Below are 13,110 nucleotides of genomic sequence, written 5' to 3' on the forward strand. Positions count from 1 at the left end.
TATGTTATTTTGTTATTATTGTTGTTGTCTTGGACTGAACACTGACCACTTCTTAAGACTGTTCATTGTTGAAAAATTGATCAAGAGAACTCATGTCCAAGATGTTTACACTACGTGCTTTACTTCCTTCGAACGGACCTACAATTCCTGCGGCTTCCAGTTGATCAATTAATCGACCTGCTCTGTTGTAGCCTAATTTTAGCTTTCTTTGTAACAATGAAGCGGAGCCTTGTTGTGCATTTACAATAATTTCGGCGGCTTCTCTAAACAAAGTATCTCTTTCGGAAATATCCATATCAAGATTAATGCCACTTTCCTCTCCAACAAATTCCGGAAGTAAATAAGCAGTTGCATATGCTTTTTGCGAACCAATGAATTCCGTAATTTTTTCTACTTCGGGTGTGTCTATAAAGGCACATTGTACACGAACAACATCATTTCCGTTGGTGTAAAGCATATCTCCTCGTCCTATCAATTGATCCGCACCCTGAGTATCAAGAATGGTTCGGGAATCAATTTTTGAGGTAACTCTAAAAGCAATTCTAGCTGGAAAATTGGCTTTTATTAAACCTGTAATTACATTCACCGAAGGTCTTTGGGTAGCAATAATTAAATGGATACCAATGGCCCGCGCTAATTGAGCTAAACGTGCTATAGGAACTTCGACCTCTTTTCCGGCGGTCATAATTAAATCGGCAAACTCATCAACAACGAGAACGATATAAGGTAAAAATCGGTGTCCATTTTCAGGATTCAATTTTCGAGCTTTAAATTTATCGTTGTATTCTTTGATGTTACGCACCATCGCATCTTTTAATAAAGAATAGCGGTTGTCCATTTCTACACAAAGTGAATTCAGGGTATTGACCACTTTTGCATTATCAGTAATAATAGCATCATCCATATCTGGAAGCTTCGCTAAATAATGTCTTTCAATTTTATTAAACAACGTTAGCTCTACTTTTTTAGGATCGACCAGTACAAATTTAACTTCTGCGGGATGTTTTTTGTACAAAAGTGAAGTCAGAACCGCATTCAATCCAACAGATTTTCCTTGTCCGGTAGCTCCTGCCATCAGTAAGTGAGGCATTTTGGCTAAATCAACCACAAAAGTTTCATTAGAAATAGTTTTTCCTAAGGCGATTGGCAATTCCATTTCGGCTTCCTGAAATTTGGCTGAGCCAATAACACTTTTCATGGAAACCATCGTAGGATTCTTATTGGGAACCTCGATTCCTATGGTTCCTTTTCCTGGAATAGGAGCAATGATACGAATTCCTAATGCCGAAAGTGACAACGCAATATCATCTTCTAAACTTTTAATTTTCGAGATACGAATACCCGCTTCCGGTACAATTTCATATAAAGTAACCGATGGTCCAACGGTAGCTTTTATCTGTGCAATTTCTATTTTATAATTGCGAAGCGTATCAACAATCCTGTTTTTATTTTCTTCTAATTCTTCCTGGTTGATGGTAATTCCACCAGTCGAATATTCCTTTAATAAATCTATCGTAGGAAATTTATAATTGGATAAATCCAAAGTTGGATCAAATAATCCAAAATCAGCAACAAGTCTAGAAGCTAAATTTTCTTCTATAATATCTTCTTCCGGAGCTGTTTCTATTACAAAAGTATCTGTAGGATTTGAAATAATTTCCGGAGTAGCCATTGGCGTTACTTCCATGGCAAGAGGTTTTGCTATGGGATCCAAATTAATTTCGGATGAATTATTGATAGTTGGTTTTAACGCTTCTTTATTAATTTCGAATTGATTTCCATTTATTTTCAAATGAATGTCATCAATTTCTTCTTCCGCAACAGCAAATTCCTCTAAATTATAACCGCTACTTTTTGCCCCATTTAGAGGAATAGTGGCTAAATCAGCTTTAATTTCTTTTTTGGTATTATCAAAAAAGGACTGAATATTTTCTGGCGAAATTTTGATTTTGAAAATCACATAGATGATTAATCCAAAAAGCAAGATCAATAATGTTCCCGTTTTTCCAATGTAATCTTGAGAAAATAGATTCAATTCATATCCAATTGTCCCTCCTAATTCAGGTACTGATGTGGCAAAAAAACCAAATAAAACGGATAAAACAATAATTACGAATAAATCCCAAAACCAAATATTCTTCAGCTTTTTTAAGGGAATAGAGAGAACCATGTACATTCCTGTTAGGAAAAATAAGCGCACGAATATAAATGCGGCAATCCCAAAACCTTTATAAACAATTAAGTCAGCTAAAAATGCTCCAAATTTTCCTAACCAATTGTGAACAGTTTCGGTTCTGTCAGTCAATTCTTGAACAGCACTTTGATCTTGTTGTCCGTAGATGTAAAAGGAAATAAATGCAAATAATAAAGCAATTGAAAATAACACCAAAAGAGAACCAAAAACAATTGTGTGTTGTTTGGTTATTCTCCATGGATTATTTCCCTCCGTTTTAGAATCGTTTTTTTTATCTAAAGGCGCTGTTTTTGTTGTTTTTGCCATTCTTGATTGTAATAATACCTAAAGTAATATTGGTATATATATGATTAAACCGATTGCTATTGCTGTCAAAGCAGCAAAAAAGACAGCTCCTGCAGCAATATCTTTGATGAACCCAATTCTTTCATGATAGTTAGGATGAATAAAATCGGCTACTTTTTCAACTGCTGTATTTAAACCTTCAATACTCATGACCAAACCAATGGCCAAAGTCTGAAAAAGCCATTCTGTTTTAGAAATGCCAAAATAAAACCCAGCGATGGTAATCAATATTCCAATTGAAAATTGTACCATAACGCTGTGTTCTGTTGTAATCAATTTTAGGGCACCCTTAAAAGCATAAGAGACGCTTTTTAATCTTCCGGTGAAGAAGGTATTATCTTTTTGAAATTCCATCCGGAGGTTATTAAAGTACTGCTAATGCAGCTTCGTAATTCGGCTCATCCGCAATTTCACCAACTTGCTCCGTATGAGTAATTGTTCCATTTTCATCAACCACAATGATGGCTCTGGAATGCAATCCGGCTAAGGGGCCATTTACAATTTCTAAACCATTGGTTTTACCAAAATCTCCAGCTTGGAAATCAGATAAATTAATAACATTTTCAAGTCCTTCAGCACCACAAAAACGGTTTTGCGCGAAAGGTAAATCTCTGGAGATACATAATACATTGGTGTTTTCCAATTTACTTGCGCTTTCGTTAAATTTTCTAACCGACGTAGCACATGTTCCGGTATCGATACTTGGAAAAATATTCAAAACTAATTTTTTCCCTGCAAAGTCAGCTAATGAAGCAACAGAAAGATCGTTTTTAACTAATTTAAAATCGCTTATTTTTGAGCCTACTGTTGGTAATTCTCCTGAGGTATTTATTGGATTTCCTTTTAAAGTAATTGAAGCCATAATTTTTGTTTTTTAATGAGGTTCAAAAGTATGAAAATTATTTAAGATTTAGTGATGAAACTTTGGGATAAAGTTCAAGATTTTGGAGCATTAAGTAAACTCGTATAACCCAATGTCTTTTTTATAAAATGCATAAAAAAACGCAGTCGTTTCGGACTGCGTTTTAGAAATATTGCATTAAAAATTCTTTTTTATTTGTCGATAGAACCCAGAACACGCTTCATGAAACCGTTTAAAGCTTCTTTTTTATCAGTTCCGGTTTTTACCAGTTTGTTAACTTCTAAAGCGCCATACATATTAGAAATTAATTCACCAATTACATCTAATTCTTCATCTTTCAATGTAGTAATTTCAGTCATTGCTTCCAAAACTTCAATTGTTTCTATGATATAATCTTCATCATTTTCTTCTATAAACTGCGTTAAATGCTTAATAACCGGTAATTTCATATTTATTTTGTTTAAAGTTTAAAAAAAGTTTGAGGTTTATAGGTTGCTGTTGAACATTATGCTTTGAGCTTAAACTTTGTAGCATTGTTGCTCAACTTTAAACTTTAAACAATTTCGTTCACTAATTCAATCAGTACTTCTTGTTTATTGGTTTGCGTTTCGTTTACTAATTTCCCATTTACAAAAGTGGCAAAAGTTGGTAAATTACTCACATTAGCTAATTTTCTTGATTCAGGAAAATTTTCAGCATCAACAAGAGCAAAAGTAATTGTTTCGTTTTCTGAAGCTAATTTTTTGAATTTTGGTTTCATAATACGACAATTTCCACACCATGAAGCCGAAAATTGAACTACAACTTTCTCGTCTTTTGCAATTAAATCCTGTAACGTATCTTCGTTTAATTCGATTAACATATTTTTAAAATTTCAAAAATCAATAGCAATATCAATAGTCAATATTTAGTATTGAAATTGATTATTGCCATTGAAATTGTTATTGAACTAGTTTAAACTCAAGTATTCTGCAGTACTTTTTCTGTCAGCGCTCATTGCTTCTTTTCCAGCTTCCCAGTTTGCAGGACAAACTTCACCTTTTTCTTGAATATGTGTGTAAGCATCAACCATACGTAAATATTCATTTACGTTACGACCTAATGGCATATCGTTTACACTTTCGTGGAAAATTTTTCCAGTTTCGTCGATAAGGTAAGTAGCTCTGTAAGTAACATTAGATCCTTCGATAATGATAGAATCTGTTTCTTCACTATAACCAGTTTCTTCAATATCAAGAATTCCTAAGATGTTTGATAAGTTTCTGTTAGTATCAGCAAGGATTGGGTACGTAACTCCTTCAATTCCACCATTATTTTTTGGAGTGTTTAACCAAGCAAAATGTACTTCATTTGTATCACAAGAAGCTCCTATAACAATTGTATTTCTTTTTTCGAATTCCGGTAGCGCCGCTTGAAAAGCATGTAATTCAGTTGGACATACGAATGTAAAGTCTTTCGGGTACCAAAACAAAAGTACTTTTTTGTTGTTTTTTGTAGCTTCTTCGAAAATATTGATTTTTAAATTATCACCCATTTCTGAGATAGCGTCTATTGCAATGCTTGGGAATTTTTTTCCTACTAATGACATATTATTTATTTTTAGTTAATTTTTTTTGATGGTGCAAAAATAGCCTAAACAGAGGATTTGAAACAATAAGATTTGATTATAAATATTTATTTACGAATAAAAATTTCTTATAATGGATGCTTTTGAAATTAAAGAAGCTAATTAGACACCACTAACAATCACAGGAAGAGTACCTTTACAGTTGGTGTTTTCTAAAAGTTGTTCGGCTGCGGTTTCTTGAAATTCTGTAAAATCTTGATACATTTGAATGATTCCCAAAGCGTGCTTTAAATTTGGGATAACTTGAAGTGAATATGGGTTCCCAAAAACATATAAAACACATTTTTTGGTGGTAAATAAGTTACCCAAAAACTGAAGTACTGAATCCTCAATATCAAAATTATGTAAAGGTTTTGCCTTTGGAACAAACAAAGAAATGATAAGGGTATCAAAACGGGTTAATGCCTTTTCTAATTCATTTAATGTCAAATCACTTCCCGTTTCATAACAAAATTCAGGTGAAGGCAAGGCAGCTGTCAAGCTTTTAAAAAATGCATTATCAGTGTTTTTATAGAGGCTAAGTTTGGCGAGATCCTCTCTGTTTTTAGCATCAAAAACAGTGACAGTATTGTTGTTGTCTTTAATTTTTGTAATGCATTTTTGAGCAATTTTACGATTTAAAGCAGAAGTGGTTTCAAAATCAAAATCACTTTCCGAAAGGTTTGGTAAATGGAGTTTTCCGTCTACAATACCCGCTTTTTGTTTGCATTTCCACAATCTGTTAAAACTGGCTTCAATTCGCTGTGGAGTTGCATTTTTTACTATTTCCTGAATTCCTTCCGGTACATTTTCGGCAAAACACAAAACATCATTTCCGGCATTGAAAGCTTCCCATTCCAGTTGTCCTTTTTTCTCGTATAATTTGGAGACGCTGTGCATATTCAAAGCATCCGAAATTACCAAACCATCATAACCTAATTGCTTTCGCAAAAGTGTTTCAATTACCGATTTTGACAATGTAGCTGATGTATCTTTTCCGGAATTCAAAGCAGGAACAGCCAAATGACCAATCATAATCGAATCGACATTGTTTTCAATACCTTTTAGGAAAGGATATAGTTCATTGGATAATAATTCGGCTAATGTTTCTTCTAAAACGGGTAATCCTAAATGGGAATCGACATTCGTATTTCCGTGCCCGGGAAAATGTTTGAGACAACCTAAAATGCCAACCTCATTCATTCCTTTCAAATATTCAAGGGCAAAATCAGCTACTTTTTCTTTATTCTCACCAAAGGAACGATAGCCAATTACCGGATTATTCGGGTTATTATTGATGTCCGCTAAGGGCGCTAAATTATAATGGATTCCAACTGATTTTAAGTCCAAACCTATTTGTTTTCCAACTTCGTAAACCAAATGTTTTTCACTTTCAGGTAAAGCGCCAAGGGTAATGGCATAAGGATATTGGGGTGTTTTTTCGACGCGCATCGCCAATCCCCATTCGGCATCAATACTCATTAATAAAGGAGTGGTGGCACAGTTTTGGTATCGTACGATGAGTGCTGCCAAACGCTGAAAACTATCATCATTTAATACTACTTTTTTCTTAGTTTCATAATTGGTTGCGGCACTGGCTCGGCTATGAAAAAAAGTCAATCCGCCTATATTGTAATCTCTAATTAATCGTTCGGTTGCCTGTATGTTTTCTTCAGTGTCGTTTATGAAAACGGCCGGAAAGAAAAATTGCCCTATTTTTTGTTCTAATGTCATTTTGAAATAGTGATAAGAGTTAATTTTTAACCATTTAAGGCATATAAGTTCATTGCAGAGATTTTGCCAGTTAGTTAAAATTAATTACTCTGAATAGTTATGTACTTACTTACTTACTTACTTAAATGAACTTACATTTCTTATATGGTTGATGAAAATATATGTTTTTATTCTTGCTCTGATTTCTTTCCAAAAGCAGCTGGAAATATCAAAAATCTGGAAAGTATTAATCCCGGTATGGTAGCTAAAAACACCCAAATAAAGAAATTTCCATACCCCAGATATTCTTGGATATAACCGCTCAACATTCCCGGAAGCATCATTCCCAAAGCCATAAATCCTGTTGCGATAGAGTAGTGGGACGTTTTTGATTCGCCATCAGCCACATAAATCAAATACATCATGAAAGCCGCAAACCCAAAACCATATCCAAATTGTTCCGCGATTACCGTTAAATAAACATAGATAATGGAACCAGGGTGGAAATGCGAAAGCAATATAAATCCTACAATTGGTAAGTGCATGGCCAAAATCATGGGCAGCATCCATTTTCCTAATCCATCTTTAGAAATGACAATACCTCCTAAAATTCCCCCAACAGTAAGTGATATTACCCCAAAAGTTCCATAAATAACGCCAACATCCTGCGTGGTTAAACCCATTCCGCCTGCAGCTATCGGATCGATTAAAAAAGGAGTTAACATTTTTAATAGTTGAGATTCACCTAATCTGAATAATAAGATGAAAGTAAGTGCTATTCCTATTTGTTTCTTTTGAAAAAAAGTAGCAAAAACAACTCCGAAACTCTTATGCGGAACCGATTCAGTTTCGTTTTCTACGATTTTTGTTTCCGTTTTTGGAGTGGAAAAATAATTGTAAATCGTAATCACGGCCATAATCAATGCAACAACAACCATCGTATAGGACCATGCTTTTTGTTTATCGCCATATTCTTGTTCGAGATAACCGGCAATTACTACTATTAATCCGTTTCCGGTAAGCATTGAAAGACGATAAAATGTACTTCTGATTCCAAGGAAAAACGATTGCTGTTCCTTTTCTAAAGCCAACATATAAAATCCATCACTCGCCACATCATTCGAGGCTGATGCAAATGCGGCAACCCAAAAAACAGCTAAACTAATTACAAAAAAATTACTCAAAGGAATCGTTAATCCCACAATTAAAAAAGCAATGGAAATTAGTAATTGCATGCTTAAAAACCACTTTCTTTTAGTCGAATAAATGTCAATAAACGGACTCCATAATGGCTTAATAACCCATGGTAAATAGAGTAAACTGGTATAAATTCCGATATCTTCATTATTGATACCAAGGTTTTTATACATTATGACTGATACCGAAATAATAATGGCGTAAGGTAAGCCGGAAGCAAAGTTTAATAATGGAATCCAAAACCAAGGGCTGTTGTTTGTTTTCATTTATAGCGGATTATATTCAATTCAAATTTTATAGTGTGAAATTTACTAAAGTCGGTTGGCTTTCATTACCATAAAAATCGATGAATGTAATGGCGCAGGTTGTATTTTTGTCTAATTTATAGGTTGGAATTACAACTTCAACAGTATCAATATTATCTTTAAATGCTATTTTATCAATAATTTGGCTTGGATCATTGACGTCAATTTTCGAATTGAATTTGGCTCCATAAACCATAACATAACGCACTTTACTGTACAAAGGATATTTAACATTAAAGCTTGAAGAAATAGGATTTACCAAAATACTGTTCGCTGTGGGTACGATGACCATTTTTTTGATAGAATTTGGAACCACAGTAGGTAGTGCAGGATATTTGTATTGGTTTTCTATCAATAGTTGCGCAACGTTTTGATTTCTGTTCAAAAATGATTTGGCACTAAAAAAGGCATTACCTTGAACGTTTTTGTAGGTTCTGGTAATATCTATTTGATTCGGTATTTCATTAGGATTATTCCATTTTTTATCGGAATCCGTATTGATTTTATAGGTTCCGTTTCCGATATAAACAGCCGTGTTTTTTGAGTTTTCAGACCACCAACGCAGTAGTTTTGAATAGGAAGCTTTTGGGTGATCCATGCTCCAGTATAATTGTGGAACGATGTAGTCAATCCATTTATTTTCCATCCATGCTAAAGGATCTGCAAACAAATCGTCATAATTAGTCTGACCAGACTCCGTTTCAGAACCTTTTGGATCGACTGATTTATTTCTCCAAACCCCAAAAGGGCTGATGCCAAATTGTACCCAAGGTTTTATGTTTTTTATCGAAAGGGAAACACATTTCACGAAAGTATTCACATTGGAACGTCTCCAATCTTCTAAACTCAATCCATTTCCGTATTTTTTGAAAGAATCGGCATCATTAAATTGTTCTCCTTTTATTTTGTATGGGTAAAAATAATCATCAAAATGAATAGCATCGATGTCATATTTTTCTACAACTTCTTCAACTATGGACAATAAATGGTTTTGAACTTCTGGCAGTGCCGGATTGTAATAATATTTACCTCCGTATTTAATCATCCATTCCGGATGTTGGTAAAAATCATGTTTAGGACTTAAAATAGCCGTGTTCAAGTCCATTGTGGCGCGATACGGATTTAACCAAGCGTGAAATTCAAAACCTCGGGCGTGTGTTTCAGTAATCATCCATGTCAATGTGTCGAAATAAGGTTTCGGCGCTTGACCTTCTTTTCCGGTCAAAAAGCGAGACCATGGCGCTAATTCCGTTGGATAAAAGGCGTCACCAACACTTCGAATCTGGACAATTACGGCATTGTAATTTAATTTTTTATAAGTATCTAAAATTTCAATAAAATCGGCTTTTTGTTTTGCAGTGTTATCCGTACTGCTTTTTGGCCAGTCAATATTAACAACGGTGGCTATCCAAACGGCTCTAAATTCATTTTTAGGATTTGCAGCAAATTGTTGCGCGTTACTATTCCAAAGAGAAAGTAAAAAGAACGAAATAAGGAATATGGCGTGCTTGAAATTTTTCATTATTATTTAATTTATAAAGTATTCAAAAATAGTTTTTTTAGTGAAATTTACCAGATAAAATGGTTATAAAATTTGTCTTATTTTACTAGCGCAATTTCTTTGCCAAAATGTTTTTAAATTGAACTTTCTATCAAACAATAAAACTTTTTGAATTTTTCGTATTTGATTTTTTAATTTATAATCGGCTATATATTTATATTTGTCAAATAATGCTGTATTATCAGTTTTTTATAAAATATAATGTATTAAGCCATGTTAACCTCACTTGAATTACAACAATTATCCCAATCATTAGAAGGAACACTTTTATATGATGAACTTCATAAAACGATTTACGCTACTGACGCTTCAGCTTATAGAATTATGCCACTTGCTGTGGCGATTCCAAAATCAGAAGAAGATATTGTCAAAATTATTCGCTTTGCAGCAAAAAATAAGATTTCAATCACGCCTAGAACTGCCGGGACTTCATTAGCAGGGCAAACGGTTGGTAACGGAATTATTGTGGATGTTTCGAAACATTTCACTAAGATTATTGCTTTTGACCCAATAAAAAAGACGGTTACGGTACAACCAGGAGTGATTCGGGATGAACTGAATTTATTCTTAAAACCTCACGGTTTGTTTTTTGGACCCAATACTTCTACGTCAAATCGATGTATGATAGGAGGAATGGTAGGGAATAATTCATCGGGGACCACATCGATACGCTATGGCGTAACCCGAGACAAAATAGTGGAATTAAAAGCGGTTTTGAGTGATGGCAGTGCAACGGTATTCAAAGACATGCCTTCGGAAGAATTCATTGAAAAGACAAAAGGTAATTCACTTGAGAATACCATTTATAAGACCATTTTTGAGGAACTTTCGAATACAGAAAACCAAAAAGAAATTGTAAAGGAGTTTCCAAAACCTGAAATTCACAGACGAAATACGGGTTATGCGATAGATTTATTATTAAAATCAGAACTGTTTTCAGGAACTGAAAAAACGATAAACTTAGGAAAATTACTTTGCGGAAGCGAGGGAACTTTAGCATTTACGACTGAAATTACTTTGAAAGTAGATGATTTACCGCCAACAAATAATGTCATGGTGGCAGCACATTTTCATACCATTCAAGAAAGTTTAGAAGCTGTAGTTACAGCGATGAAACATCATTTGTACACTTGTGAAATGATGGATGACACCATTCTGAATTGTACCAAAACCAATAGAGAACAAGCCAAAAATAGATTTTTCATACAAGGGGAACCAAAAGCAGTTATTATGCTTGAAGTGGCGTCTCATCATAGTATGGAAGATGCCGAAAGACAAGCAAATGCTTTGATAGCTGATCTTGAGCAGCATAATTTTGGGTATGCCTTACCCAAAATTTACGGATCTGATATTGATAAAATAAATGAGTTGCGAAAAGCGGGTCTCGGACTTTTAGGAAGTATTGTAGGAGATAATAAAGCGGCAGATTCTATAGAGGATACCGCTGTTGAGTTGAGTGATTTGCCTAATTATATTGCCGAGTTTTCCGCCATGATGCAGCGTCATGGTCAGAGCGCCATTTATTATGCACATGCCGGAGCTGGAGAAATTCACTTACGACCCGTTTTAAATTTAAAAACTAAAGAAGGATTACACCAATTTAGAAACATCGCAACCGAAGTGGCTATTTTAGTAAAAAAATATAGAGGTTCATTGAGCGGGGAACATGGAGACGGAATCGTGCGTGGAGAGTTTTTGCCTTTTATGATTGGGGACAAGAATTATGAATTATTAAAACGAATAAAAAATGCCTTTGATCCGAATACAATTTTAAATGTTGGAAAAATTGTAAACGCCTTCAAAATGGACGAAAACCTTAGGGTGGAAGCGGGCAGGGTGGAACCGGATATAAAAACGATTCAGGATTTTTCGGATAGTATGGGGATTTTGCGTGCGGCTGAGAAATGCAATGGTTCCGGAGATTGTAGAAAATTACCTTCGGCAGGCGGTACTTTATGTCCAAGTTATCGCGCCACACGAAACGAAAAAGACACCACTCGTGCAAGAGCCAATGCGTTGAGAGAATATTTGACGCATTCAGAAAAAGACAATAAGTTCGATCACGAAGAATTATATAAAGTTTTCGAATTGTGTGTGAGCTGTAAAGCTTGTGCCAGTGAATGTCCCAGTAATGTAGATGTTGCGGCACTGAAATCGGAGTTTTTGTACCAATATCAAAAAGCAAATGGATTTTCTGTTCGAAATAAAATATTTGCCAATAACGCAAAACTAAATAAATTAGGAAGCGTACTGCCAAAGATTACAAATTTTGTTTTGAATCAAACTTTGGTGAAAAAGAGCATGGGAATTGCTCCAAAAAGGGAAGTTCCTTTATTGGCTCCAACTACTTTTAGAAAATGGTACGAAAAAAACAAATCAAAAGCACAAAATAATTCTTTTGCAAACGGGAAAGTATATTTATTTTGTGATGAATTTACTAATTTTTATGATGTTTCAGTTGGGATTGATGCGTATGAATTATTGACAAGAATAGGATATGAAGTCATTGTAGTTGATCATGAGGAAAGCGGAAGAGCCTTTATTTCGAAAGGTTTTCTGGAAGAAGCAAAAGCAATAGCCAATATAAACGTAGCTGTTTTTTCAACTATTATTACTGCCGATTGTCCGTTGATAGGAATAGAGCCATCGGCGATATTGACTTTTAGAGATGAATACATCCGATTAGCAGATGATAAAGAAAATGCCGAAAAACTAGCTCAAAATGTATTTACAATTGAAGAGTTTTTCAAAAAAGAGATTGCGATTGGAAAAATTCATTCGGATCAATTTTCTGATGTTGAGAAAACAATAAAAATTCACGGACATTGTCATCAAAAGTCATTGAGCACCATTGAAGCGACTTTTGCGATGTTGAATTTGCCAAAAAATAGTTTGGTTACCATTTACAATTCGGGTTGTTGTGGTATGGCAGGTTCTTTTGGTTATGAAAAAGAACATTATGACATCAGCATGCAAATGGGTGAGGATACCTTGTTTCCAAAAATTAGAGCAACCGATGCAACAGTAGCAATTGCTGCCGCAGGGACCAGTTGCCGTCATCAGATTTTTGATGGAACAAATAGAAAAGCCCTGCATCCGGTTACTATTCTGAAGAGTTGTCTAAAATAACAATTCGATTCAGTAAAATAAAATTAAAAAGGAGTGTTTAGAAAAATACATATTTTTTATTTTAACTTATTTTAAAGTGTATTTAGCTTTTTTTGGTTGTTAAAAATTTTAATTTGACTTTTTTTTGAAAAAAAATAAAAAAAATTGTTGAAGAGATACTATTAATTCAATTTGTTTTATACTTTTGAATTTTTAAGA

The 13,110-nt window shown here is 34.3% G+C and carries 10 protein-coding genes; 1 reads left to right on the forward strand and 9 read right to left on the reverse strand.

Features of this window, described 5'->3' with window-relative positions; all coding sequences use genetic code 11:
* Window positions 1–52 precede the first annotated feature (52 nt).
* The 9 genes from ACNO7W_RS07775 to ACNO7W_RS07815 form a co-directional block, all read right to left on the reverse strand.
* Window positions 53–2,500, reverse strand: coding sequence for a DNA translocase FtsK (locus tag ACNO7W_RS07775; protein ID WP_417937673.1), 2,448 nt, complete (start codon window positions 2,498–2,500; stop codon window positions 53–55).
* Between the two features lie 18 nt (window positions 2,501–2,518).
* Window positions 2,519–2,893 carry a diacylglycerol kinase family protein gene (locus ACNO7W_RS07780; protein ID WP_143386612.1) on the reverse strand — a complete coding sequence of 125 codons (375 nt, stop codon included), beginning with the start codon at window positions 2,891–2,893 and terminating at the stop codon, window positions 2,519–2,521.
* A 10-nt stretch (window positions 2,894–2,903) separates the two neighbouring features.
* Complete coding sequence (gene tpx, locus ACNO7W_RS07785) at window positions 2,904–3,401, reverse strand: thiol peroxidase (protein ID WP_143386611.1); 498 nt, start codon at window positions 3,399–3,401, stop codon at window positions 2,904–2,906.
* A gap of 191 nt (window positions 3,402–3,592) precedes the next feature.
* The gene (locus ACNO7W_RS07790; RefSeq protein WP_143386610.1) at window positions 3,593–3,850 is read right to left on the reverse strand and encodes a DUF6952 family protein; all 258 of its coding nucleotides are present in this window, start codon (window positions 3,848–3,850) and stop codon (window positions 3,593–3,595) included.
* 104 nt (window positions 3,851–3,954) lie between these two features.
* Window positions 3,955–4,263 (reverse strand): thioredoxin family protein, encoded by a 309-nt coding sequence (locus ACNO7W_RS07795; protein ID WP_143386609.1) that lies wholly within the window; start codon window positions 4,261–4,263, stop codon window positions 3,955–3,957.
* A gap of 87 nt (window positions 4,264–4,350) precedes the next feature.
* Window positions 4,351–4,989 (reverse strand): peroxiredoxin, encoded by a 639-nt coding sequence (locus ACNO7W_RS07800; RefSeq protein ID WP_417937674.1) that lies wholly within the window; start codon window positions 4,987–4,989, stop codon window positions 4,351–4,353.
* A gap of 141 nt (window positions 4,990–5,130) precedes the next feature.
* Window positions 5,131–6,741: a glycoside hydrolase family 3 protein gene (locus ACNO7W_RS07805; RefSeq protein WP_417937675.1), complete on the reverse strand. Its 1,611-nt coding sequence runs from the start codon at window positions 6,739–6,741 to the stop codon at window positions 5,131–5,133.
* 167 nt (window positions 6,742–6,908) lie between these two features.
* Window positions 6,909–8,183: an AmpG family muropeptide MFS transporter gene (locus ACNO7W_RS07810; protein WP_417937676.1), complete on the reverse strand. Its 1,275-nt coding sequence runs from the start codon at window positions 8,181–8,183 to the stop codon at window positions 6,909–6,911.
* Window positions 8,184–8,211: 28 nt separating this feature from the next.
* Window positions 8,212–9,744 carry a glycoside hydrolase family 10 protein gene (locus ACNO7W_RS07815; RefSeq protein WP_417937677.1) on the reverse strand — a complete coding sequence of 511 codons (1,533 nt, stop codon included), beginning with the start codon at window positions 9,742–9,744 and terminating at the stop codon, window positions 8,212–8,214.
* A 252-nt stretch (window positions 9,745–9,996) separates the two neighbouring features.
* On the opposite strand from ACNO7W_RS07815, the gene ACNO7W_RS07820 reads away from it, so the two are divergent.
* Entirely contained in the window at window positions 9,997–12,912 is a 2,916-nt protein-coding gene (locus ACNO7W_RS07820; RefSeq protein ID WP_417937678.1) for an FAD-binding and (Fe-S)-binding domain-containing protein, read from the forward strand.
* Window positions 12,913–13,110: the final 198 nt, after the last annotated feature.

This window comes from Flavobacterium sp. ZB4R12 (genome assembly GCF_048276375.1).
In the GTDB taxonomy this organism is placed as follows: Bacteria; Bacteroidota; Bacteroidia; order Flavobacteriales; family Flavobacteriaceae; genus Flavobacterium; species Flavobacterium gawalongense.

Bases quoted from the DNA above. Each gene is read 5' to 3' on its own strand.
- ACNO7W_RS07810 (WP_417937676.1), bottom strand. From the start codon at position 8,183: ATGAAAACAAACAACAGCCCTTGGTTTTGGATTCCATTATTAAACTTT.
- ACNO7W_RS07790 (WP_143386610.1), bottom strand. From the start codon at position 3,850: ATGAAATTACCGGTTATTAAGCATTTAACGCAGTTTATAGAAGAAAAT.
- ACNO7W_RS07805 (WP_417937675.1), bottom strand. From the start codon at position 6,741: ATGACATTAGAACAAAAAATAGGGCAATTTTTCTTTCCGGCCGTTTTC.
- ACNO7W_RS07800 (WP_417937674.1), bottom strand. From the start codon at position 4,989: ATGTCATTAGTAGGAAAAAAATTCCCAAGCATTGCAATAGACGCTATC.
- ACNO7W_RS07780 (WP_143386612.1), bottom strand. From the start codon at position 2,893: ATGGAATTTCAAAAAGATAATACCTTCTTCACCGGAAGATTAAAAAGC.
- ACNO7W_RS07820 (WP_417937678.1), top strand. From the start codon at position 9,997: ATGTTAACCTCACTTGAATTACAACAATTATCCCAATCATTAGAAGGA.
- ACNO7W_RS07795 (WP_143386609.1), bottom strand. From the start codon at position 4,263: ATGTTAATCGAATTAAACGAAGATACGTTACAGGATTTAATTGCAAAA.
- ACNO7W_RS07775 (WP_417937673.1), bottom strand. From the start codon at position 2,500: ATGGCAAAAACAACAAAAACAGCGCCTTTAGATAAAAAAAACGATTCT.
- tpx (WP_143386611.1), bottom strand. From the start codon at position 3,401: ATGGCTTCAATTACTTTAAAAGGAAATCCAATAAATACCTCAGGAGAA.
- ACNO7W_RS07815 (WP_417937677.1), bottom strand. From the start codon at position 9,744: ATGAAAAATTTCAAGCACGCCATATTCCTTATTTCGTTCTTTTTACTT.